Genomic DNA, 24,590 nt, shown 5'->3' on the forward strand with positions numbered 1-24,590 from the left:
GGAAAAAATATGCCATGGGTCTCTGGCCGTTTTTTCAGAAGATTTTGTGGAAAGGAGGTGCCAGTAGAGTGGGAATAAATCCCGTACCGGAGAATTTTCCAAAAAAAAAGGAACACCCGAAGATGTTCCTTATTATTCCATGCATTGTCCTGATTATTTCATTGCATTGTCCTGGTCATCCGCATCTTCCGTTTCTTCGAGCGTGTCTTTGTCACTTCCTCTTTTCAGCTTCACTACCGGGTTACTTTGTGTACCCGTTACATTGAAGGGGATGCCCAGGATGCCGAATGGCGGCAAGCCCAGCCGGCCTTTCAGGTTCAGTCTTCCATCAAAGCTGACCTGCCCTTCAAACCTGGGACGGAATCCTGCTACCCGCATTTTAGTCCGCTCGATTGTAATGATGTTATTATTGATCTTCGACTTGATATTGATTTTAGAAAGATCAGGGTCTCTCACATCTTCTTTGCCTGTAGCGCTGCTAACTGCATTGAACAAACGGAAGCCTTTCATTTTTACCTTCTTCACGGACAAGACACCTTCTCCTTTCAGGGAAGGATAGACCGGGTTCATGTGCTCGTCCAGTCGTCCGCTTAAATGGTAGTCAAGTCCTACGATGCCGCTTGCGCTGGCTGCGGAGCTGGCCATGTCATGGAAGATTTTTATTTCTTTGTAAGCCCGCCGGATGTCGAATTCCTGTGCGCTGATCCGGTAATCAAATGTAGCCTTCTTCGGGGAGAGACTGGTGTATTTTGCATCCATTTCCACAGGTGCGCCAATCATGGTAAAGCCGGTTTTATTCAGCTGCAGGTAATTGCTGTCAATGACCAGCTGGCCATGGAAGCCGGTGATGTTGATCCCATTGAAATGAATGCGCGCAGCATCGGCATTCAGGGTCAGCGATAAGTTGGCCGGTACCATCACGACTCCCGGAGATGTAGTGGTGGTGCTTGTAGGGGAAGTCGTGGCGCCGTTCACCATCAGCTCATCTACAAGGATATAATCGCTTTTCAGGTCAAAGTTGCCATGCAGGACCTGGTTCTTTAGCATCGCATATCCGATCACGTTACTTAAATAACCATCGAGGCGAATATTGGATTTACCATAACGGGCATTGAACTGATCGAACCACATTTTGTCCTGGTCAAAACGGAATACCCCGTTGGAAATATAAAATGGCAGTGGGAAGAGGTCTGATGACAGGGTGATATCTTTTACAACCAGGCTTCCTTTGTTGTTCAGTTTGTTGTAACGCCCGGCCATAGCATCGCTTTGGGTACCGCGCAGAGACAGGTTTGTTTTGATCAGTCCTTTTACATCATAGCCTTGCTGAGCAAATACTTTATAGATTTTGCCCAGGTCGATCGTACCATTGGAGCTAATATCATAACGCAGGTTGTCGAAGTTGTTGAAGTCTGCTTTCAGCACAAATGGCTGACCTTCGAATTCAAAGGAGACTGGCTTGAGATTTACGACCAGTGATTGGAAAGTACCCGTAGTATTGGTAATAGTGGCATCGATATTGATTTTCTCCAGGGGGCTGGGATAATATTTTGTCTGCACAGCACCATTGTTCATGGTCAGGGTAGCGGTGGTGACAGGGAATAATCTCTTTACGGGCACATAGCTACCTTTAGTAACGATGTTAATATGCAGGTCGCCGGCCAGGGAAGTGCTATCCAGTGGGTAGAACTGCTTCACATCTTCCAGGTGAAGGATTCCTTCCAGGTTGGCATCTACAAGCGGGCTGCTGCCATTGCTGACCTGGAAATAGCCTTTGATATAATTGTTCAGCACATTTGCATTGATATCTTTGATCGCAAAGATGGCATGTGCATAATTACTATCAGGGCAGGATGCCTGGATATTGAAGTTGATATTGTCAACGGCTTTGGGCAGGGAGGCATATTTTACATACCCGTTATGGAAGCTGGATTGTAAACTGAATACAGGGATACTGCTAATGACAGTATCCGCCTGTTTTTGCAGTCCATGGTAGACGACCGATTTTGCATATTTCCCATCTGCCAGCAGGTGTGCCTGGAATCGACCTTTCATTTCAAATGATTGAAGGCCTACGGCTTTACTCCATTTTTCAAGGTCAATGTCGGTATTTAGTTTTACATGAACCTCGGGTGTGGTCAGGCCTTTTAATTGCATAATGGCACTGAAATAGTCCTTGTCAATATTGAAGAAAACAGAATCGATATTCACGATCAGGCTATCGGTATTTAATTGTCGTAGCTGTGACTGGAAGTTGAGGAACAGGTTTTTTACGGGGGCTGGGGCTTTTGCGTTGGAGATCATGCCGTTCCTGATTTGTACATTAAAGGTCAGGTCGGGCATGGTGTTCGTTTCAGCAATGTATTGGCCGCTTAGGGTAGCATTTACATCCGCTGAGCCCTCGATATGTGTCTGTTCTAACCAGGTGGTATATTCATGGGGAAGGGCACTGAAAATGGCGTTGAGACTGGATTCTTTTGAAAGGAGTTTGAAATCCATCGCATAGCCGTTCTTCAGGAACCCGAATTTCCCATTCAATTGAACGGGGAGTTCATTTATTTTAAGATCGTTCTTTTCGAACACCAGGTCCAGGGAATTGGTATTGACTTTAGTGATCAGTTCCCCATCCAGCTTTTTATTCTGGATATAAGGTGTATTGCCATAGGAAAGGTCGAAAGAGGATGCCCGGAGGCGGGAATACAGATCAAACTGTGCCTTGCTGAGATCTCCTTTACCCAGATAATCGATGTTTTGGGCTTTGACAAGGAGGGGGAGGGACTGGTCATTGTAAATGATATTACATTGTTCCAGCTGGATGCGTGCTATTTTCAGAGATGCGCTGCTACTGTCTGTCTGAGTGCTGGTGGAAGACGGTGTAGACTGGTATACGTTGTAGTTAGGGTGGCCTGCGGCATCAACCATTATGTGGATATTTCCTTTGGTGAGGTAGATCTCATCAATCCTGACGGCACTGGAAAATACGCTGGCAAGGTTAACACCGAGGGCTACTTCATCAGCGGCGATGAGCGTGTCATGCTGGAAGGGAGCGGCCCCTTTGAGACTAAAGTCATAGAGTGTAAGGGTAAGGGATGGAAAGTGATTGAAGAAGGAAAGTCTTGCTTTAGAGAAGTTGAGATCACCTGTAATGGTGTTATTGGTCCACGTCTTGATCTTATTGCTGATTGTGGTAGGAAAGAGAACGGGGAGGAGAAATAACAGTAATAAAAGTGATGCAATTGTGATGGAAACAATCTTCAGTGTTCTTAATGCTGTTCTTTTGATTTGGAGGAAGCTCATATAAGCGACCGGTATTTTTTAGACCTGGTGTAAAGGTAAGTAGATTTTCATGAGCTCGATAGGTTATAGGCTCAATACCAGTAAGTTATATTAATTAAATTGCATGTGTTTGCCTGAGTAGTGGATGTATAAATAGAATTAGTTATTCATTTGAAAGGGGGTAGCAATTATTTGTGTATTGGCGGGGGTATTTTTTGGGGAATAATTGACAAAAAAGTTAATTGTGATTCGTTAAAGTATGTGGCCGGCTCAATTGATACACTTTCTTTCAGAAAGACATTATGAAAAAATAATACGAATGTTATAAATTCGCTTTTCCTGTCAGCCTGTTTTGAACTGTCAGGGTCTTTTTAAAACTTTTAATAATAAAAAGGAAGTATGGTAATCGTCAATAGTTTCGCAGAATATCAAGCATTTGAAGGTAAAGAAATTGGTAATTCTGAATGGCATAAAATAGACCAGGCCCAGATCAATAAATTTGCCGATGCAACGCTTGATCATCAATGGATCCATTGCGATGAAGAGAAGGCAAAGAATGAAGGACCTTTCAAAGCTACCATTGCCCATGGTTATTTGACATTGTCATTGATTCCTTATCTCTGGAAGCAGATTGCAGATATCCGCAATGTGAAGATGGAGATCAACTATGGTATCGAGAGTTTTAAATTTGGCCAGGCGGTATTGGTGAATGATGAGGTGCAGCTGAATGCGAAGCTCAAATCTATCATTGATTTGAGAGGGGTTACCAAGGTGGTAATTACGGCTACGCTTAATATTAAGGGGAAGAACAAACCTGCTTATGTGGGTGATGTGGTGTTTTTGTATCACTTCTAGGAAAGATAAGAGGCCTATAGGGCTGCAAATAAAAAAGGGGCAATACAGCTTGGCTGTGTTGCTCTTTTTTATTGTGTTTAAAAACCGGGTTTAATACATCAGGGAAAAAACCAGGTATGTGCCCAGGCTGAAGAGAATATGTACCAGGCCTATGGATAGCACGTATGTAAACACTGGTATAAGGGGTGGATTGGGATGGAAGCGGATAAATAATGACCAGAAAATGATGGCGACGATGCCTGTGGATAGTCCGAATAGGATGCTGGAATTTATGGTAAGGGCTAAATATCCCATTTGCCATAGGAAGTAATAAATGAAGGCAAAAAAGATTCCTATCAGGTAGTGGACGGCAATTCCTAATAGGATATCGGGGGTGGATCGGGTTAGTCCTTTTTCTTTTGTAGTATGGTTGGCGAGCATGGTCGCCAGGATGCCTACTACTTTATAGTTTTTTCCTGTAAGGGCGGAGAGGAGGTATACTGCGCCTGTCATTAATAGGGTACCTGCTATACCGGCGATGATAATGATGAGGTAGTTCTGCATATAAAATTGTGTCTTGCTTAATTGTAGGGCAATAAAAATTATACCAGAATGAGTTGGGGGCGTAAAAACGATTCCAGGACTATTATAAGCAAAAAAAGGAACATCAATTGATGTCCCTTTTCTTTGCACAGGGAACTATTGGATAGAGTATTTTCAATTATTCTTTCATACCTCCCGTCTTATATAAATAATAAGCCGTTTGATAAGTAGCAATTGTCTTTTTTATAAGCAATTTATCATCAGGGATGGATAGTAAATCATCGGTTTGTTTGTCCAGTTTAAATTCGCCCACCTGTTGTTGCGGACTTAAAACAGTCAGTGTATCATGTTGGAGATACCCCAGTTTTTGATAAGTAGCAAGCCATGCCCTGGATTGATATGTTGGTAACAAAACATCCTGTCCGTACCAGTTTGTCTCATATTGCCAGTGTAGTAAACCAAATAGGGTGGGGAAAAGATCAATTTGTGAACACTGCTGACTGATGGTTTTTAAAGTGTCGTTTTTGAGATTATAAACAAGACAGGGAATATGATATTTTGAAACATTGATTTCGTTCTTACCCGCACTGCTGGCGCAATGATCGGCGACGAATATGATCACTGTATTTTTAAACCATGGCTTGGACTGTATATGTTTTAAAAATTCACCAATGGCATAATCAGTGTATTTGACTGCTCCTTCACGACCGGAACCGGATGGAATATCAATCTTTCCGGATGGGTAAGTAAAGGGCCTGTGATTGGAGGTAGTCATTACAAAATCAAAAAACGGCCGTTGGTGACTGTATTGGGTATCTGCATGGCGGATGACTGCATCATACAGGTCTTCATCGCAAATACCCCAGGCATTTTTAAAGTGAATAGCTTGTGCAGGAATCGTTGTGCGGGTAGTAGCTAATTGTTCACTAGGTAATAGTCGTTCGCCATTATCGGTAATGTCAAATCCGTTGTTTCCGAAGAAGTTATTCATATTGTCGAAGAACCCATCCCCTCCATAAAAAAAGGTAGTGGAGTACCCTGCTTTTCTGAAAATTGAGCCTACAGTATACAGATGGCCATTGTCTTTTCTCCTTACGATACTGTTGCCCGGGGTAGGAGGCACGCATAAGGAAAGGGCCTCCATTCCCCTAACGGTGCGTGTACCGGTAGCATACATATTGGTAAACAGGATAGCACAATTGGCCAGGGAGTCGAGAATAGGAGTAATGTGTTGATCATTACCGAAATGGTGCATATACTCTGCGCTTAAACTTTCGATGGTCACCAGTATAACATTGGGTCGGAGGGCCTGACCGGGGTTTGTGACGATTCTGCGTAAGCTATTATTGCCATTGACGAACTGGATGGATGGCTCCTGCAACTGTTTTTGGGTTATAGCAAAAGCTTCCCTTTCTTCTTCTTTTGCATAGAAGTCGTAGTAATTCAGTTCGTTATTTTTGAATGCGGCAAAGAATGAAAAGATACCGGCCTTGGCGAGTTCGTTCTGATAACGGTTATTACCGCTATCAGCCCAGGAATTGGAGACAAGGAAGTAACCCGCCAGGGTGAGCGTTAACACCGACCCTGTCATTAAAAACCTCTTTTTAAGGGGTGTATGGGATTGAAAACTTTGCAGGAAGATTTTCTTTTTATAAAATATAAAAAATACCAGCGATGTAAGCAGGACCATGCTGCTGATTAGCCAGGGTAGCGGGTAAGATTGATTAATGTTATTAATTACCTCGAATGTGTATATGAGATAGTCGACTGCAATGAAATTGAACCGGCTTTCAAATTCGTCCCAAAATGCGAGTTCTGCAAAGAAGGAGAACATGACAATCAGTACGACAATATAAAAACAGGTAAAGGTGATAATACGGTTCAAAAGGGTATTGTTCCATTTTTGTGGTAACAATAATAAGTAGAGCGAATAGGCGGCACTGAAAAATAAGGCGACCATGCTGTCAAAGACAAGTCCTTTTGCATAAATATTTAAAATTGCCGGAAGTGTGATACTTGCTTTTTGCCAGGTCAGTACTAAGAAGATTGTTCTTATTAAGAAAGAGACAATCAGGAAGAAAATGAAAAAATTAATCAGTACGGAATATCGTGTCTTACGTGAGTTCATAGCGGAATAAATCCCGAAGTACGACCCGAAATCTGTAGAAATCCTGAGTGGGGTTTAAAGGGAGGGGGAATAGGTGGAATTGTCAGGATCTGCAGTTTTAATGTATTAATTTGCCCTGGCATATTGGTTTCGGATCCGGCTGAGTGTTTCCCTGGAGACACCGAGATAGGAAGCGATCATATGAAGTGGAACCCGGTTTAAAATATCCGGGTATGATTTCATAAAGTTGATATATCGTTCTTCGGCTGTATGACTAATATTACTCATGATGCGGTTTTGACTGGCATCGAAGCTTCTAGCCATCAATCTGTCTATGAATTCCTTAAACGGAGGAATGGTGTTGACAAGCCGGGTGAAATCTTCTTTTTCGATTAGCAGCAGCTCACTGTTTTCGAGTGCATCAATATTGTTCCTGGAGGGGGTGCCGTTATTATAGCTTTCGGTGTCGCTAAGCCACCAGTTTTCGACGGCAAATCGCAATATGTGTTCTACGCCGTCCTCGCCGACCCGATAATTACGGAGACATCCTTTGGCGACGAAACAGTTGTAATGACAGATGTCGCCTTCCTGCAGCAAATACTGTCTTTTGCGAAGATGCTTATTGATTGTCACAGCGCGCACCTCTTCCAGCTCTTCCTCTGTGAGTCCAGCTTTTTCCTTTAAATACGCTGCGAAAACTTCGAACATAGAAACGCTATTTTGACAAAAATATCTAAATTTTAGAGGTAAACAGTAAAATTTGGGACACTAATGCCGATAAAAAGTCCCGGTTGCTACAAGCAACCGGGACTTATAAAAAGCGTATTCATTCAACTACTTAAAAGGGAAGGCTTTGTTTAAAATGCCGATTTGATCACACCGCCATCGGCACGTAAGGCAGCACCATTAATGGCAGCAGAAAGCGGACTGGCGAGATAGGTTACCAGGCTGGCGATCTCTTCTGGCTTGATAAAGCGTTTAAGAATTGAGGTACCTCTCATGTTGGTAAAAAATACCTTTTCCATTTCTGTTTCACTGAGGCCCTGTTGTTCCGCAGTCACCTGCAGAAAATTGGTGATAGCCTCAGTCGAGGTTGGCCCTGGCAATATTGTATTTACCGTTACAGCAGTGCCCTGGGTCATTTCCGCCAGACCCCGGGATAAAGCCAGTTGGGCTGTTTTCGAAACACCATATTGAATCATTTCGGCGGGAATTTGTACGGCAGATTCACTTGAGATAAAAATGATGCGTCCCCAGTTCTCTTTCAGCATATTTTCAAAATAGGCACGTGATAAGCGTACTCCGCTCAGCACGTTAACACTATAAGTATCCAGCCATTCCTGGTCGGGGATATCTTTGAATGCTTTCGGCTGCCCGATGCCGAGATTATTAACCAAAATATTAACCGTAGGGTATTGGCTGACAATGAGTTCTACACCTTCAGGGGATCCAAGGTCTGCAATCGCTTCGAATATATTGGGGTTGCCGGTTTCGGATTTGATCTTCTCAACAGCTGTTGTTACGCGTTCTGAAGTTCTTCCGTTTACTATAACTTTTGCGCCTTCGGCTGCCAGAGACTTCGCGATGGCATAGCCTATTCCTGTAGTTGATCCGCTGACAAGAGCAGTTTTATCTTTTAAATTGAGATTCATGATTTGATTTTTTTAATATGATTTTGACCTATTGGGAATTATTTGCCGGTAATAAAAAGTTCGGCTGTGATTTTTAAATGCTCGCAGATACTTTGGGATACTGATCGGCGGGCCATTTTACTTTCTTATACATGATTTAATTTTTATCAAAGTTCGTCCACCCGGTTGTATTGAGTGAGGGCATTTGACATAATTTGTATGTGATAAATGTCACGATTAGAGAGAGGGTATATGCTGGCAGTTTACTGATTATAGAACTAAAAGGGTGATAGGATGCGAAATAATTCCATTATGCGGGTTTTATTGCCGAACAGGCGAACGAACTAGCCTAAAAACAAAAACGGCAACAATACTTTCGTATCGTTGCCTTAATACAGGGAGGGCGACAGATGTCGAATTATTATATGCAGGATTTTAATTTGATACCAGCGTCGTTGAAATGATTTTTTTGATAATCAATTGATTGTGTTGTTTGGCGTTGGGTTTTCTTCTACATTGCATGTGTGTTCGGGTTTGAATAAAGTATTGTCCGCGGAAACATTGCTTCTACCTGGATATCAATCTTACGAAGATAATCAGCTCCATATTTACCATTCTCTAATCCTTTCTTCAAGGTCTCCGGCACATTATCCTCGAGTTCAGTACAACGGGAGGCAATAATTGCGGCTATTGCACACACAGTATCTGTATCCGAATTCTCAATTTGGTTTACCACATTCAAAAATACATCTGCTATCGTTTTGGCATGCTTGAATGCGGAGAGTGCCTGTGTCACTATCAGCATTGCATTTCCGGGATCATTTTCAATACCATTTTGTTCCCATCCTTCGCCTAACTGCGCAGTTAAAAACGCTTCCAATTGTTGGCGGGTACCGCCGTGATGCAAAAAATGCACAGACAGTGCTACTGCCAATGCAGATGTAGTCCCTGCGAGGTTATTATGTGTAATACGGCCCTGTAGCAGTGTCAGTCGTTTCACTTCTTCAAGATCTTCAATCACTCCAAAAACACCTGCGCGCATTGCAGCACCGCTGGTAGTTCTGCTGGACGGTGCAAGCTGGCTTACAAATTCTGCCGGAGTTTCGCATGTTGCTAATAGTTTTTGCATGTGTCTTGAATATCCTACGTGAGGATCACGTTTAAATGTATGCAGCCAGGCGCTTACAAATTCCTCTGCTGTAATATCAAAAGATTGCTTTGCGAGTAGCAGTTCCATATTTGCCAGTGACATCTGTGTATCATCTGTATAATCGCCTTTTTTATAAGCTGTCAGTTTAGGATGATCCGCATGTACGAGATCAGATAGGTCGGCATTGGTAGGGTGGGGCAGGTATTCATATTTCATGCCATAGCTGTCGCCCAGCGCCATGGTATAGAGAAAGGGTGCATGCATATAATCTGAGGTCTATTTCCCGCTTATATGGGAAGTGGTTATTACTCTCTAAAAGTAGAATATTTTCAGGTATCCGGGATCATTTTAAATGGAGGTCTTTCTTCTCTGCCCATCATTGCACTTATGTCGAACAAAACAGTTGTGATACCTATAGAAGATGCATCCAGTGAAAGGCCTGGTGTTTTGGGATTTTCAGCTTTCCCTCCAAAAAACGGTAATGAATCATATAGGCTGTGTCGTAATCAGAACTGATAGATTTAGAAATTGTTTTTTGGTTTTTTTGCGCAAATAACAATGAGGATGGAATAGCAATATAATTGCTAATGGTTCTTATTCTAGAGAAATTTCTGGATTTCGTGCGGGAAACGATAAAATGAATGTATTAAAAAGCTCGTTTTGTTTGCGCTGTGAGGACTTAATGCTGAAGTTGGGAAATGGATAGTGTAAGCTATAAATAACAAAAAAGGAACATCACTCGATGTTCCTTTTTCTTCGTACAGGAAAGCGGACGGGAGTCGAACTATTATCTTCAGAACTTTTTATCTTTCATGCGAATCATTTTATTTCGATCTTTCTGATCTGGTTATTTCCTGTGTCGGCAATGTAAATAACAGTACCGGCAGCATTTACGGTCACGCCTGAAGGTCTGTTGAAAGTAGCAGTTTTACCATCGCCATCTGTGTTACCGACTGTTCCTGTACCTGCAATTGTTGTCACTACCCCTTCGGGGGTAATTTTCCTAATCAGGTTGTTGTCGGTATCCGCCACATATACATTGCCAGCAGTATCCACTGCCACTCCCTTAGGGTGGTTGAAAGATGCATTCGTACCAGTACCGTTACTATTGCCGACGATTGGGGAATTACCTGGAGTTACAGCCCCGGCGAGTGGAATTCCAAAGCCTGTTGTAAATATTTTGGCTATCCTGCTATTTCCGGCATCTGCTACATAGACATTACCTTGTTTATCTGTTTCTACACCAAATGCCTTTAAATAGGCCATTCCATTGTTAGGGCCTGAATTACTTCCTTCAGAAAAGGTGCTGATAACATCCGGTTTAATCTGACAAATCGTGTTCCAGGTACTATTGTAATAATAGATATATCCATTGTGATCAACAGCAACACCAGTTGGGTAATTGTCAGGACCACTTTCTCCGTTTGCGGCTACAAACAATGGAATACTGCTTACTACTCTATTAGAAATTTTGCGAATAAGATTGTTGGCAGAGTCAGCTATGAAGAGGTTACCTGAGCCATCCAGAGCGATGCCAAGCGGGCAGGAAAAAGAAGCCGTTTTTAATGGTCCGTCAGAATTACCGGGTAGGCCTGTTCCTGCATAAGTACTAACAATACCGGCTGTGGTTATCTGCCGTATTACATTATTTCCTGCATCTGCAACGAAAAGGTTTCCTTCAGCATCTGTTACCAAATCTGTAGGTCTATTAAAAGTTGCGTTTTTTGCGTCACCATCAATAATCACTCTTTTGCCGACAACAGTTGTAACCATTCCGTCCGAAGTTATTTTTCTAATAGTACCTACATCTGTATCCGCCACATATATATTTCCCGCAGGGTCTGTTACCATTCCTGAAGGAAAGTTAAAAGAGGCCTGGCGACCCAAACCGTCTTTTTCTTTTCCTTCGCCACTACCTGCGATTGTTGATACAGTACCATCAGGAGTTATTTTACGTATAAGAAATGTGCCCTGATCTGATACGTAAATATTACCTGCTGCATCAGAGGTTATCCCTGTAGGAAAACTAAAAGAAGCGGCAGTTCCTTTTCCATCATCAGATCCTTTACTACCAGAGCCGGCAAATACACTTAAAACACCGGCTTTAGTCACTTTATAAATAAGATGTGAAAGCCGGTTGGCAATATAAAAATCGCCCTCAGCGCTACGACACATGCCTCCAAAGGTTCCGGAATAAGAGATTCCACTAACAATTGTAGTAACTTCTCCAGATGGAGTTATTTTACGGATGTCAGTTCCCTTTAGGGGATCTGAATGCATATCCAAAACATATAAGTTCCCGGTTGCATCTATTGATGCCGTTGTTACGAATGAAAAGGAAGCATTCACACCAACTCCATCAGTCGTTTCCAATTTTCCGCTCCCGGCAATTGTGGTTACTACACCATCAGCAGTGATTTTCCTGATCCGCCTATTGGAATAGTCAGTTACAAATACATTCCCTGCAGCATCAGCAACAATGCCCTGCTGATAGTTAAACATGGCATTAGCTCCTGTGCCATTTGCATAACCGCCCTGGTATTTGGAATATTTTCCAGCCAGTAGGGATAGCTTTCCTTTTGTATCTAGTTTTGCAATTATGTTATTGAATGGATCGGATATATATACATTACCTGCGGGGTCACATGCCAGGTCAACCGGATTCATGATGCCCTCCAGGCTACCAGCGGTGTTAACACCTGCCATAGTACTTACTATTACAGTTTGACCGGTAATTGGCGGTTCTGGGGAAGGCGGTTCTGTATCAGACACCGGGCTTTTTGAACAAGACCAAATTATAGTTACACCGAACAAAAACAACAGAATACGGGGGCGAAAAGGAGTCATACGTATAGGCTTAAAAGCAGTAAAAGTAAGTTAAATTATATGAGTAAATCATGTTTATGGACAGTTTCTGAGTATCAAAAATGGCCAACCTGTTTTATTGAAATGATTATGCTCATTCATAGATATTGATTACGAGAATGTAGGGATATTGCCGTGACGGAAAGGAGAGTAGGAAGATAAATAGAGAAGGTCGCACATTGGGCAACCTTTTTTTTCGTACAGGAAGCGCGACAGATATCGACCTATTATATCGATGATATGAATGTTTTCAAAAGGTTTATTGTTAAAATTTAGAATCCTCATGCCGGGTCTAATGGTTATCCGGTGTATCGTTATGGATTGTAAAGAATTCAAATGTTGGTATAGCGGGTAATGGTATTGTAGAGATCTGATCACCGAATTGCAGCACTTTAGTTTCCTTTATTGTAAACGCTGGCCAGTAGGGTCGGCCTTTACCGTTAGGATTGCCCGTAGCGGCAAAGGTTATCCAGTAATCATTCATCTTGTTACTTAATGTCCTGTCCCAATCCGTAAACGGTTTATCCCACTTATCCAGGTTATGCAAGGCATAAGCACCTTGTGCACCATGAAATGCACCATAATTCGGGTTGCCTGGTACTGCGTGGCTGAAATAATAAAACCAGACTTTGCATTTCGTATGACTGACCTGATATTTCGCCCAGGTATAGTTTCCCAATGCAAATGTTTTGTCTCTGGATATATAAAGTTGTGACTGTGCCGCTTCTTCATCTGTATGAGCGGGATAATGTTGCAAAAAAGCATCTGTTTTTGCTCCGTAATTCTTCTGTGCTTCCGCTTTAAAAGCAGCAGCTGTCAGCAGTTCATTTGTGATGAAGGCATCACCTGTATTATAGCCGATCAGTAGATCTACATCATTTTGTTGTCCCTTGGTAAATATATCAAGGATTTGATTTTGCAATACATAACCATCCACTATGGGCGAACGGAAATGAGTGTCTTTGAGTAAGACTTCGGCAGGTATAGCTCTCATGGCTAAAAGATCATCCGCATTATTTTTGCTCATTGTTGTCATACCTTCTTCTTCTGCCTGTTGCAGTGTCAGGCACTGATCCGGTGCGAACATAGGGCCACTTTCTGAAATTGCCCGTTTGAACAATCCTTTGCCAAGAGGTGAAGCTATCATTATTAGTACGCTGCATGAACCGGCAGAACCACCATTAGCGGTTATATTTTCAGGGTCGCCACCAAAGGCAGCAATATTTTGTTTAATCCAGTTCATTGCGGCGATCTGGTCCAATATACCGTAATTGCCAGAAACATGATGAGGTGATTCTTTAGATAATGCCGGGTGCGCAAGGAAGCCAAAGATTCCGAGGCGATAATTGATGGTGACTACGACAATACCTTTCTTAGCAGTTTCTTCTCCATCCAATACAGGAACTGCACCGGATCCTCCGGAAAAGGCACCTCCATGTATCACTACAATAACCGGCCTTTTTTCCCCTGTTTGTCTGGCAGGTGTCCATACATTTAAATAAAGACAATCTTCGCTTATTTTAACATCCTCGGGTATCAATATCTCTGGCCCATAAGCACCGGAAGGTATAGGTCTGTTTTGCATGGCATTCGGCCCGAATTTATCGCATTTACGAATACCTTTCCATGGCGTAACAGCCTGCGGTTCCTTCCAGCGGAGATTACCTACCGGAGCTGCTGCGAAGGGAATACCTTTAAAAATATGTACATCACCGCTGGCATTTGTCATACCTGAAATAAGTCCGGCAGTTGTTTGCACTAGAGGTGGATCACTCTGTAATACATGCGACAAGTTGGAGTGGGTGCTGATTGCAGAAGGGGGCAGGATCAGCAGTAATGAATACAGGAATGTTTTCATAAAGGTAATTTAAGGACAAAAAAAATGATTATTTGATACCTGAAATAAATAGAAATATGACTGGTAGGAAATAATTGATGAAATGCAAAAACACATTAGAGTTCTTATCCTGTCTGACTATTGATACATTAATTTACAACTTAATTATAGAGGAGGCTGTGATAAATTGGGCCTGACCGATCGTAAGGTATCGTGATCATTTTTGAGATTCTGAGTAACCTGACAGGCTTATTCAAATAAAAAAGGTTGCTCAAATGAACAACCTTATAAAAGAGTACGGGGAAGAGAATGGATGTCGAACTATTACATGCAGGATTTAAATTTGATAAGTATATTGTTAATTTTATTACAGATTGATTATTAAACATTTATACTGATTTTTGAGGCTGTTTTTCTTGTATATTGCATATATGTTCGGGCTTGATAAATACCAATATTCCACAGATAAGACATTCATGGCCTATCACTTTATTAGTAATGGCCCTAATGGTGCAATACAGAAAATTGCAAAGTTTAATCTTATCGGAGAAGATCTTTATAATTTCGGATTGGGTGATTTGGATGCAGTGACCGGTGATATTTCAGATACAGTCATAAGTGATAACAAGGATGTAGAGGTCATTATGTTACGCAAAACAAAAAAGGTAATGTTCAATCCACGTGCTATCTTTTGTAGTTTGGGAAAAAACGCAGGTAGCTGTCAGCAGTAGGAATGCAAGGCAAAGGAAAGAGTATTTCATGGTTATGGTAAATCTATACACAATATATAGACAATATAAATGGTAGATGGGAGTGTTACAGGTAGGTTATAAAACAAAAAAGGAACATCACTCGATGTTCCTTTTTCTTCGTACCGCGTACGGGAGTCGAACCCGTCATTCCTCCGTGAAAGGGAGGCGTCTTAGCCGATTGACCAACGCGGCGTTTCGCGATTGGGATTGCAAAGGTAATCAATTAATCATTATTTCAAAATTTTTTTCAAAAAAGTCAGGTGTATTTTCGCATTTTCACGTTTTATGAAGCATTCACGTAAGGATCGGCTCTTCGATGCCGTAGATTATCAACTCGAAAAGTTCCCTAAAGAAGACATGCTGGCAGCCAAGGTTAATGGTACCTGGACCCGCTACAGCACTGCTTTTGTAAGAGAAATCGCTGATAAATTCAGTGCCGGGTTACTGCAACTGGGCGTTAGTGGCAATGATGGTTCTGCCTCCGGGGCAGACAAAATTGCCATTATCAGCTCGAACCGACCAGAATGGATCTTCACCGATCTGGCCGTTCAGCAGACAGGGGCGGTCCTCGTACCCCTTTATCCCACCACCAGCCTCCTGGAACTGGAATTTATCCTCAATGATGCCGAAGTGAAATACATTTTCATTGGCAACCAGGAATTATATGACAAGATCTGTAGCATTCGCCCCCAGTTGTCGTACCTGAAAGGGATCTATACCTTTGACCAGGTACCTGGCGCGTCCCACTGGTCGGCAGTCACGAATATGGCGACACCTGAACTGCTGCAGAAAGTGCAGGAAGTGAAAGAAGGCATCTCGCCCCAACAACTGGCAACTATTATCTATACATCTGGTACCACCGGTACGCCTAAAGGTGTGATGCTGAGCCATCACAATATTGTGAGTGATGCCTTTATGGGCAAGGTCTCGTTCCCCTTCTACGACGATCCGACTAAAAAAGCGCTTAGTTTCCTTCCGCTGAACCATATTTTCGAGAAATGCGTCACCTATATCTACTTCTACAGTGGCACCAGCATTTACTACGCTGAAAGCCTCGATACCATCGCCGATAACCTGCGGGAAGTAAAACCCGACGGATTTACCACCGTACCCCGGCTGCTGGAGAAGGTGTACGATAAGATCCTTGCCACCGGGAATAAACTGACCGGCATCAAAAAGACCTTATTTTTCTGGGCCGTAGGCCTGGCTACCCGATATGACAACATAAAAAGTGGCGGTGCCTGGTACAACCTGCAACTCGCGCTGGCCGATAAACTCATTTTTAGTAAATGGAGAGCTGCCCTGGGAGGCCGGGTAGATTTCATCGTGACAGGTGGTGCTGCCTGCCAGGAAAAATTACTACGCATTTTCTGGGCCGCTAAGATCCCCGTATACGAAGGTTACGGTCCAACAGAGAATAGTCCCGTAATTAGTGTAAACACCCGAAAAGAGGTCAGATTTGGCACCGTAGGCCCCGTTTTGGAAGGTCTTGAGGTAAAGCTGGCAGAAGATGGGGAAATCTGCGTAAAAGGCGAATCTGTGATGGTAGGGTACTATAAAAGACCCGACCTGACAGCAGAAGTAGTGAAAGATGGCTGGTTACTCACCGGCGATATCGGTATCCTGCAGGACGGTAAGTACCTGAAGATCACCGACCGTAAAAAAGAACTGTTCAAGACCAGTGGGGGTAAATATGTGGCCCCTCAGCCGATAGAAAATAAATGTAAGGAGAATCCCTTCATCGAACAGATGATGGTGATAGGGGCAGACAGGAAGTTTGTAAGTGCCCTGATTGTACCTGCCTTCCCTTACTTAAAACAATGGATGCAGCAGCAGGGAATACCTTTTACGACCCATGAAGCGGCTATTAAGGAGCCCAAAGTGCTGGAGAAATACCAGGAAGTCATAGAAGGGTACAATTCCCGGTTTAACCATGTGGAGCAGGTGAGAAAGCTGGCGCTGTTGCCGGACGAATGGAGTGTGGAAGGAGGGGAGATGACCCCGAAAATGAGTTTGAAACGAAAGGTGGTGTTGGAAAAGTACAAGGAGGTGATAGAGGGTATTTACAATGTGCAGAAAGGAGACCATTAATGGAAGCAAACAATTGCAATATCAGCGGTAAGGGTTTTTTAAATTCACCCTGGTAGCCTGAAAAATAAATGGGCCGGCTGTCTGAAGGCCGGCCCTGGTTTTGATCCTATTACTACTAAAGCGCTGTAAAAGTGAATGAATGAACGATCAGCTCCACTTCCTTCGCATTTGAAGGCGCATTACCCTCAAATAGCCAAAGATTCATATGCACCGGCATTGCTACTGTACTCACATTATACCCTGAAGGTGTCGTCCAGGGGAAAAAGGCATTTGCAGCCGCCTGCGTATGTCCGTGGAAACCGGAAAAAGATACACTACTGCTATTCCTGATAAACCGGTAGGTAGTATAACTACCATTCAGCTTCAGCTCCGCAGTATAATTAGCATTGCCACTACCTGTCTGAGGATACACGGTATAGTTATAATTAGGCCATGCATTGTTCCCCCAGCGGGCAAATTCAATATCCATTTCATGGTGCCCGTCATCCCCGGATTTGTAATTAAATAATCCGAAAACGACATTCCTGTCCAGTGAATCAACCCTGCCTTCTACCTGCCATACATAGGTACCGTAGCCAAATGATTGATTGGTATACACTTCTGAACAAAGCCATCTGCCAGTGCCGGCATCTTTTCTAAGCTTCAGGTGCAGGTAGCCATTGGCATCGACCCATACGTTGCTGGAACTATTACTCCAGTAATTAGGACCCGGACCAGAGGTGCCGGTTTCAGTTCTTACCGTCCAGGTATACCCGCTAAATGAAATGGTGGATGCTGCAGCGCTTACTTTGGCACCAGCAGCCGTTTCCGTGGCAGGGGTCGCTGCCTGTTGCGTGGATTCTTTTTTGCAGCTGCCGAAAGCAATGAGCGTTACGGCCAGCGTCATGAATGTGTGCTTCATGATGGTTTATTTTGATGAGGAAAAGAGGTTTTTTAATATGGTCTATATAATGACACCGCAGAAATGTGTTACTTTGATGCGAAATCAAAAAAAAATCCGGTTTACCGGTTTAAGCAATCCCTATTCTTCATCCTTATTAGTTTGACCCCCACGCTGTTAATAACAATGGGAAAAAAGCAATTATATCTGCTGCTGGCAGGTCTATTCATTTTCAGGCTGATCTATGGCCTATGTGCGGAATTTTGGTTTGCAGATGAACTGCAGATCTATCTGATTGGGTTGAAGTCCTATACTACCGGTACCTGGCCTTTTTACGGTCCCGATGTAGTATATACTCACACACAGATCCCCGGTGCCCTCCAGGGCCTCTTAGTGGCACTTCCATTTTACCTCTGGAAATTGCCTGAATTGCCCACATTTATTCTAAATGTACTGTCATTCAGTAGTTTATGCTTGCTGGCATGGTACATTACCAAAAGGGTAAAAGGCGTGCCGGATTGGCTGGTATGGATCCTTTGTATGACTACTCCCTGGACCTTGTATTATAGTACCCGGGTGGTCAACCCTTCGTATGTATTGGTCTTTTCTATCCCGTTTTTTATTGCGGTGCTGGAATTGCTGCCTGTTTATACTGAGAAGCTTATCAAGCCAGGACTTGCTTATTTTATCATGGGAATTACCACCACCTTCATCATGCAGCTACATATGTCATGGGTGCTGATGGTGCCATATACCCTGGTCGCCATGGCCTTCACTATGAAGACAGGCAATAGAAAGGTGATCCTGTTTTATATCCTGGGAGGATTACTGGGCTTAGCGACCCTGATACCTACCTGGTTACATCCGGATCCGATGGCTGGTAAAGTAGGTGAGAACATCGTATTCAACTGGAGTAATCTCGGTAACATCGTCACGATATTATTACGCTACCTATCTTTTGCTACTTACGAAGTGCCTTATGTATTGGGGGATTCTACTGACAAGGACATCATCATGCACACTCAATACTGGATGATTCCGTTTATCGTATTCCTGTTGATCATCGGTTTCCTGCAGGTAGGATTGTTGATTATTGGGTTCTTTATCAGGACTGAGAATGAGGAGTGGAAAAAAATGCGCTGGCTGAATATCTGCTCTTATGCATTACTGTTTTTCAGCTTTTTCTTTTCTATCAAGGGGCCATCTTCACATACCTTCTATTTATTGTTGCCCCTGCCCATGATCTACAGCTTCTATTGTTATGAATGGCTGATCTCAAAAAAGGCAGTGGCGCTGAAAGTATTGAAAGTCGTAGTCTGCTGCGGTTTCTTCTTTCACATGGGGCTGGGCATTTACAACTTCCAGCACAAATCCATTTACAAAGACAGACCTAAAGTAACCGAAGCCCTGGACAAAATGGATTACCGCGTACTGGGTGAGCGGCGTTCCGATCAGTTAGGCTACGGCTATTAGTGATGTGGTGGCTGATCCTTATAGCTATATACTGTGTAAGGATATATTTTCCCGGCGGTATAACGGGCTACCAGGCTGGCTACCAGGATGGGGAAAGTCAGTATGAAGCTGCCGGATAAACGTACTGCCAGGGAAGATGAAGTAAGTGGTGCATGAATAGCGCCACTTAATACAGCAGCAATACCCAGGATAATGAAGTTGCTCACTATCAAGTGAGTGTGGAAGAACTGGTTACATGTCAACGCTACCAGCAGACCCAGCAAGGCTCCTACTACAATACTTGGCGCAAATACGCCGCCATCGCCACCTGCACCCAGTGTCACGGAGGAGATGATTGGTTTTAGCAATACAATGCCCAGGATCGTAAGCGCAAATGTAAAGGAGAGGGGAGCATGACTGGATTGTTCAATCATATCTTTTACACCACTATAGCTATCGCCAAATAAGTGAGGGAATAGGAAGATACCCACACCTACTATGGCAGCACCCAAACCAATACGCATATATTCATTCTTCATGATACCAAAGCGATGTTTGATACCAATCACTGTCTTCGTAAAAAATACGGAGATCACACCAGCAATCACGCTCATACCAATCATATAAGGCACTGCCTGCCATTTCCATGGAAATGCACTCAATCCGAACAAAGCTTGCTCATGGAATAAGAACAGCCAGCCCCAGCCTATAGTCACAGCGATACCGCTGCTGATCAGTATAGTCCTGGTTACCTTCCTGGCTATCACTTCCAGCACAAAGAGCATCCCTACCAGGGGGCTACCGAACAATGCTGTTAAGCCACCTGCTACACCCGCGCAAATCAGTTCTGTTTTAAATTTGTTCGCAATACCGGCCTTTTGCCTGGTAACAGCACCGATCGTAGCTGTAGATACAACAGTGGATACCTCTACACCGGTAGAACCGCCGAAGATGACTGTCAGGAAACCATTGATAAAGTGAGAAGGAATTTTATATACAGGAAGTTCATTACGACGGGTATCAATAGTGAGATAGATCTCTTTAATACCTTTATTGGGTTTCTTTCGGAAAGCGTATTTGCGTAATACGTGAATCAATACCAGACCGATCAGCGGGAAAACAATAAATAAGAAGGAGTAAGGTCTGATCGATTCAAAGAAATGGTCTTCGTAGTACTCTGTAATATGTTTCAAAACACTGGCCAGAATGGCGGAAAGTAAACCAGCAAAACACGAGGCAATTACCAGTTTGTAGTAATTGACCCTAATAATCTTATCGCGCATGAAATTGATCTTTTAGTCCTGATTGGCGATGCAAAGTTAGGGCATAATGACCTGTCAGCGATAGACTTTATTTATTAGCATAGATAATCAGGGCGGGCTCACATGAACCCGCCCTTCGCAATTAATTTAATTCGGCACCCAGGAAGGCTTTCATATCATTCCAGCTGGCAGTGTCGGCAGCGGCATTGTATTCAATAGGCATATTGAATTTCTTGCCGGTTGCGGTTGCAGCAGGATTCGTAAATGCATGGGTAGCATTTGGATATTCCTTGAACACATATTTCACACCTGCAGAATCCATTTGCTTTTTGAATGTAGCTACCTCTTCAGGTGATACAAATTTGTCAGCAGCACCATGGCAGATCAAAGCAGCTGCTGTGAACTGATCCTTAGAAACAGGCAGTGAAGTAGCCAGACCGCCATGGAAGCTTACCACTCCTTTCAGTGGCATACCCAGGCGTGCCACATTTAGTACGCAGGAACCACCAAAGCAGAAGCCGATAGCTGCTATGCGGGAAGTATCTACCTGTGTATAAGTCTTTGCTTTTGCTACAGCAGCAGCAATACGCTCATACGCCATTTTGGGATTGGCATAAAAGGGAGTCGCATATGCCTTAGCGGAATCCGGATTGTCAGCCAGTTTACCATTTCCATACATATCCAGACCTACAGCAAAGTAGCCCAGTTCTGCCAGGCGCTGTGCTACATTCTTAACATGGGTATCAAGTCCCCACCATTCCGGTACTATCACGATGACTGGTTTCTTTGTAGCCGTATCGTCATTGAAAGCGACTACGCTTTTCAAGGGTACGCCGTTGGCCTCAATGGTAAGGTCAGTTACCTGTACGGTAGGCGTTTTAGTGCTGTCTTTGGTTTCAGTGGTCGACGAGCCATTGTTACATGCGGTCATGAAGAGCGCGGCTGCCGGGATGGCAAGCAGAGTTCCAAGTGTGAATTTCATCTGATAGTATTTGAGTTGAGTAATTGGATATGCAAGGTAGGCATTTCCCCTTGCTTATTTGAAAGTACCAAAGTAACTTTGCAAAGTTAATTTAATAGGCATATGTTTAATAAACAGGACGAAGAAATTGCTTACGGAATCCGCAACCTGGTGACTATCATGAGCAAGCGGCTGCGCAAGCAGATGAGCAATCCGGAACAATTATCCATCGCTGAATTTAACGTACTGAGCATCCTCATGATCCAGAAAGAAGCATTTCCTTCGGAACTGGGTGCCCAGCTAAGCATATCCTCTCAATTCATGTCCCAGGTGCTGAACAGGATGGAAAGCCTGAAATACATCTCCAGGAAAAGCGCTCCTTCCGACGGCCGCAAAACACTGGTTACGCTTACCAAACAAGGTAAACAAAAAGTAGAATTGTCACGCAGGGAAAGAGAAGAATGGCTGGCGCTCATGGTATCGGAAAAATATACACAGGAAGAAAAGGATGTGATTAAGAAAGCTCTGGACCTGCTTTCTGCATTGACAGAATTATGACTACTGAAAATAATAGCGGAAAGACCATTCGTTTTATGGCACCGCTTGTGTTGGGCAATATGCTCAACCCCCTGAATTCTACAATGCTGGCAACAGCGATTGTTGAGATCACGGGTGCTTTTAAACAAAACCTTGGATCAGGTGCATTGCTGATTGTACCGCTTTACTTTACCTCTGCTATAGGACAACCGTTGATGGGCCGGCTGGCAGACCTCTTCAGTGCTAAAAAGATTAATATCCTCGGCTTTCTGCTAATTCTGGTATCAGCTGTTATTGGTATTTATGCACCTTCTTTCAACTGGCTGATCGTATCCAGGATATTGATGGGACTAGGTTCTTCTGCAGCCTATCCCTCTGCTATGACGATGATCCGTCAGCGTTATGCCGCCATGGGCCAGCAGGTGCCCAGCGTGGCTTTGAGCACCGTCGCCATGGCATCGCAGGTCTCTATTGCCCTGGGCCCCTTCCTGGGTGGAATCCTCACAGAAAGCTTCGGCTGGCAGGGAATCTTTGCTGTCAATATTCCCTTCGTCATCATCGCATTGCTTCTTTCCTACAATAATAACAATTATCCTGAATCGCCCAAAGCAAAGACAGGACTGGATGTACCCGGGCTTACACTCTTCAGCGCATTCCTGATGTTGCTGTTACTTACATTGCTTTATCCTACTTATTTATATATCAAGTTACCGCTGACAATTTTATTACTACTCGCGTGTATCTATGTTGAATTAAAACACGAGCAACCTTTTATCAATGTACGGTTGCTGGCGATCAACCTGTCTCTCAGCACAACATTTTTACGGCAGATCGCCATCAACTTTATATTATACCTCGTGTTGTACGGATTGCCTCAATGGCTGGAGCAGTCTAAGAAGATCAATCCTTCCAGGGTAGGACTCATGATGCTCCCCATGTCCGCAGCAGCAATGGTGGTGAGTTTGCTCATATCAAAGACATCGAAGTACATTCACTTACTCATCTTCGGCACCTTATGTATTACTGCTGCCACCTGTGGCCTGTTCTTTCTGAACCATAACAGCCCTGTAATAAGTGTAATGGGGACTGCCGTGCTGATTGGCACAGCTATCGGGCTCCTTACCATTGCCAACCAGGGTACATTATATGCTGCGGCACCCGCTAATCAGACAGGGACGAGCTTTGGCCTCTTCCGCACCGTAGGGTATATCGGTGCTATTGTAGCCGGTTCCCGCCTCAAGCATGAGTTTCATAATGGTGCTACAGACCAGGGATTGCACCAGCTCACTGTCTATGGACTGGTGGCCTGCGCTATCATCATTCTCTTTATGCTACCGGCTATCTTCAAAAAAATGAAACGAATATGAACACTGTATTACTGGTAATGGATACCTCTTTACAGAAACACATGAAGGCACAGACATTCATCCGGAAGTGGCACTGCTGATGAAAAAGAACTTCGCCCGCCAGGCAACTATTAAGACGGTCGATGAATGGACAGGGGATTTATAATGATGAAGGGATGCAGCTGGCAGTATTGTCGGCTGCATTCTGATTTCCAGGGGGAAAGTATTTTTTAATCATTTTAGACAGATGACTCGCATCCGTAAAGCCAAGGTCCCAGGCTATTTCCTTCATGGACTGACCGGAATGCTGTATACGACTATAAGCTACGTTCACACGGGATTTGAGAATAAACTCTTTCAGACTTTCTCCCGTTTTCTTTTTGAAATATTCACTTACATAATTGGCGGAGAGATTGAATTCACCTGCCAGCGCATCTACCCGCAGTTTATCATTGTCAAACAGGTTGTATTGTATATACTGCAGCATGTCTCCGGCTACTTTATCACCCACCGGGTTATTCTCCCTGTATGTACTTTCAAAATTCCGCATTAATATGTTTAGTAAGGCAAACATATTCGCCCTGATAATCGAACAGTATGGATCCTGTTTTGAAAGATACTCATGTTCTATCCCTTTAATCAGGTTAATCAACAGCGCTTTGTCACTCGCACTGTGAATAATATCTCCCGGCAGGCGGTTGTAAGTGCTGATTATGTAATGCAGGTTATTGAACCAGTCAGAATAGTCCATTAGCTGCTTGCTGTCTTTCTGAAAAAAGAGGGCATTGAACTGGATGAATACAAACCGTGTGGGGGTATGGATCTGAAAAGAATGGCAGTCAAACGGAGGTAATAAAAAGATATTTCCCTCGGCATAGGCAATATTATGATCATTGATACACTGCCTGCCTGTACCTTTTTCTATATATACCAGTTCAAAAAAGTTATGTTTATGCGGCCGGCGGCTCCATGCCTCGAGTGCTTCGACACTTACTGTAAATGGATGTATGGTATTTTCTATTAACATAACCTCAAAACATACTTTTAATACCTTGAATTTTACAAT

General features: G+C 43.4%; 18 protein-coding genes and 1 tRNA gene. 6 read left to right on the forward strand and 13 right to left on the reverse strand.

Annotated elements, in window-relative coordinates; all coding sequences use genetic code 11:
- Nucleotides 1–153 precede the first annotated feature (153 nt).
- Nucleotides 154–3,297, reverse strand: coding sequence for an AsmA-like C-terminal region-containing protein (locus DXN04_RS29665; RefSeq protein ID WP_116857048.1), 3,144 nt, complete (start codon nucleotides 3,295–3,297; stop codon nucleotides 154–156).
- A 378-nt stretch (nucleotides 3,298–3,675) separates the two neighbouring features.
- Between DXN04_RS29665 and DXN04_RS29670 the strand changes: the two genes are divergently transcribed.
- Nucleotides 3,676–4,131, forward strand: a complete 456-nt coding sequence (locus DXN04_RS29670) for a MaoC family dehydratase (protein ID WP_116857049.1) — start codon at nucleotides 3,676–3,678, stop codon at nucleotides 4,129–4,131.
- 90 nt (nucleotides 4,132–4,221) lie between these two features.
- On the opposite strand, the gene DXN04_RS29675 is transcribed toward DXN04_RS29670, so the two are convergent.
- The 7 genes from DXN04_RS29675 to DXN04_RS29705 all read right to left on the reverse strand — a co-directional run bounded on the left by DXN04_RS29675 (nucleotide 4,222) and on the right by DXN04_RS29705 (nucleotide 14,264).
- Nucleotides 4,222–4,674 (reverse strand): hypothetical protein, encoded by a 453-nt coding sequence (locus DXN04_RS29675; protein ID WP_116857050.1) that lies wholly within the window; start codon nucleotides 4,672–4,674, stop codon nucleotides 4,222–4,224.
- 157 nt (nucleotides 4,675–4,831) lie between these two features.
- Complete coding sequence (locus DXN04_RS29680; protein WP_116857051.1) at nucleotides 4,832–6,781, reverse strand: LTA synthase family protein; 1,950 nt, start codon at nucleotides 6,779–6,781, stop codon at nucleotides 4,832–4,834.
- 105 nt (nucleotides 6,782–6,886) lie between these two features.
- Nucleotides 6,887–7,468 (reverse strand): Crp/Fnr family transcriptional regulator, encoded by a 582-nt coding sequence (locus tag DXN04_RS29685; protein ID WP_116857052.1) that lies wholly within the window; start codon nucleotides 7,466–7,468, stop codon nucleotides 6,887–6,889.
- Between the two features lie 149 nt (nucleotides 7,469–7,617).
- Nucleotides 7,618–8,412, reverse strand: coding sequence for an SDR family NAD(P)-dependent oxidoreductase (locus DXN04_RS29690; RefSeq protein WP_116857053.1), 795 nt, complete (start codon nucleotides 8,410–8,412; stop codon nucleotides 7,618–7,620).
- Nucleotides 8,413–8,902: 490 nt separating this feature from the next.
- Entirely contained in the window at nucleotides 8,903–9,805 is a 903-nt protein-coding gene (locus DXN04_RS29695) for an ADP-ribosylglycohydrolase family protein (RefSeq protein ID WP_116857054.1), read from the reverse strand.
- Nucleotides 9,806–10,360: 555 nt separating this feature from the next.
- A complete protein-coding gene (locus DXN04_RS29700) occupies nucleotides 10,361–12,247 on the reverse strand; it encodes an NHL repeat-containing protein (RefSeq protein ID WP_158569232.1) in 1,887 nt (628 codons plus the stop codon).
- Between the two features lie 451 nt (nucleotides 12,248–12,698).
- Complete coding sequence (locus DXN04_RS29705; protein WP_116857056.1) at nucleotides 12,699–14,264, reverse strand: carboxylesterase/lipase family protein; 1,566 nt, start codon at nucleotides 14,262–14,264, stop codon at nucleotides 12,699–12,701.
- Nucleotides 14,265–14,674: 410 nt separating this feature from the next.
- Between DXN04_RS29705 and DXN04_RS29710 the strand changes: the two genes are divergently transcribed.
- Complete coding sequence (locus tag DXN04_RS29710) at nucleotides 14,675–14,974, forward strand: DUF6934 family protein (protein ID WP_116857057.1); 300 nt, start codon at nucleotides 14,675–14,677, stop codon at nucleotides 14,972–14,974.
- 141 nt (nucleotides 14,975–15,115) lie between these two features.
- On the opposite strand, the gene DXN04_RS29715 is transcribed toward DXN04_RS29710, so the two are convergent.
- Nucleotides 15,116–15,187: transfer RNA gene (locus DXN04_RS29715), tRNA-Glu, on the reverse strand.
- Nucleotides 15,188–15,280: 93 nt separating this feature from the next.
- Between DXN04_RS29715 and DXN04_RS29720 the strand changes: the two genes are divergently transcribed.
- On the forward strand, nucleotides 15,281–17,086 hold the full coding sequence (locus DXN04_RS29720) for an AMP-dependent synthetase/ligase (protein WP_116857058.1): 1,806 nt from the start codon (nucleotides 15,281–15,283) through the stop codon (nucleotides 17,084–17,086).
- Between the two features lie 115 nt (nucleotides 17,087–17,201).
- Here DXN04_RS29720 and DXN04_RS29725 read toward each other — a convergent pair whose 3' ends face one another.
- On the reverse strand, nucleotides 17,202–17,987 hold the full coding sequence (locus DXN04_RS29725) for a glycoside hydrolase family 16 protein (protein WP_116857059.1): 786 nt from the start codon (nucleotides 17,985–17,987) through the stop codon (nucleotides 17,202–17,204).
- 165 nt (nucleotides 17,988–18,152) lie between these two features.
- Here DXN04_RS29725 and DXN04_RS29730 point away from each other — a divergent pair, with 165 nt between their 5' ends.
- Nucleotides 18,153–19,439 (forward strand): hypothetical protein, encoded by a 1,287-nt coding sequence (locus DXN04_RS29730; RefSeq protein WP_147320098.1) that lies wholly within the window; start codon nucleotides 18,153–18,155, stop codon nucleotides 19,437–19,439.
- On the opposite strand, the gene DXN04_RS29735 is transcribed toward DXN04_RS29730, so the two are convergent.
- Nucleotides 19,436–20,701 (reverse strand): chloride channel protein, encoded by a 1,266-nt coding sequence (locus DXN04_RS29735; protein ID WP_116857061.1) that lies wholly within the window; start codon nucleotides 20,699–20,701, stop codon nucleotides 19,436–19,438. The two genes, DXN04_RS29730 and DXN04_RS29735, sit on opposite strands and share 4 nt — an antisense overlap.
- Nucleotides 20,702–20,822: 121 nt before the next feature.
- Entirely contained in the window at nucleotides 20,823–21,662 is an 840-nt protein-coding gene (locus tag DXN04_RS29740) for a dienelactone hydrolase family protein (protein WP_116857062.1), read from the reverse strand.
- Between the two features lie 102 nt (nucleotides 21,663–21,764).
- Between DXN04_RS29740 and DXN04_RS29745 the strand changes: the two genes are divergently transcribed.
- Together DXN04_RS29745 and DXN04_RS29750 are read left to right on the forward strand one after the other, a co-directional pair.
- Nucleotides 21,765–22,199 carry a MarR family winged helix-turn-helix transcriptional regulator gene (locus DXN04_RS29745; RefSeq protein WP_116857063.1) on the forward strand — a complete coding sequence of 145 codons (435 nt, stop codon included), beginning with the start codon at nucleotides 21,765–21,767 and terminating at the stop codon, nucleotides 22,197–22,199.
- Nucleotides 22,196–23,545, forward strand: coding sequence for an MFS transporter (locus tag DXN04_RS29750; protein ID WP_116857064.1), 1,350 nt, complete (start codon nucleotides 22,196–22,198; stop codon nucleotides 23,543–23,545). Before DXN04_RS29745 ends, DXN04_RS29750 begins: the two co-directional genes overlap by 4 nt.
- 139 nt (nucleotides 23,546–23,684) lie before the next feature.
- Here DXN04_RS29750 and DXN04_RS29755 read toward each other — a convergent pair whose 3' ends face one another.
- Nucleotides 23,685–24,551, reverse strand: a complete 867-nt coding sequence (locus DXN04_RS29755) for an AraC family transcriptional regulator (RefSeq protein WP_116857104.1) — start codon at nucleotides 24,549–24,551, stop codon at nucleotides 23,685–23,687.
- Nucleotides 24,552–24,590: the final 39 nt, after the last annotated feature.

Source organism: Chitinophaga silvisoli, from assembly GCF_003412465.1.
Classification (GTDB): Bacteria; Bacteroidota; Bacteroidia; order Chitinophagales; family Chitinophagaceae; genus Chitinophaga; species Chitinophaga silvisoli.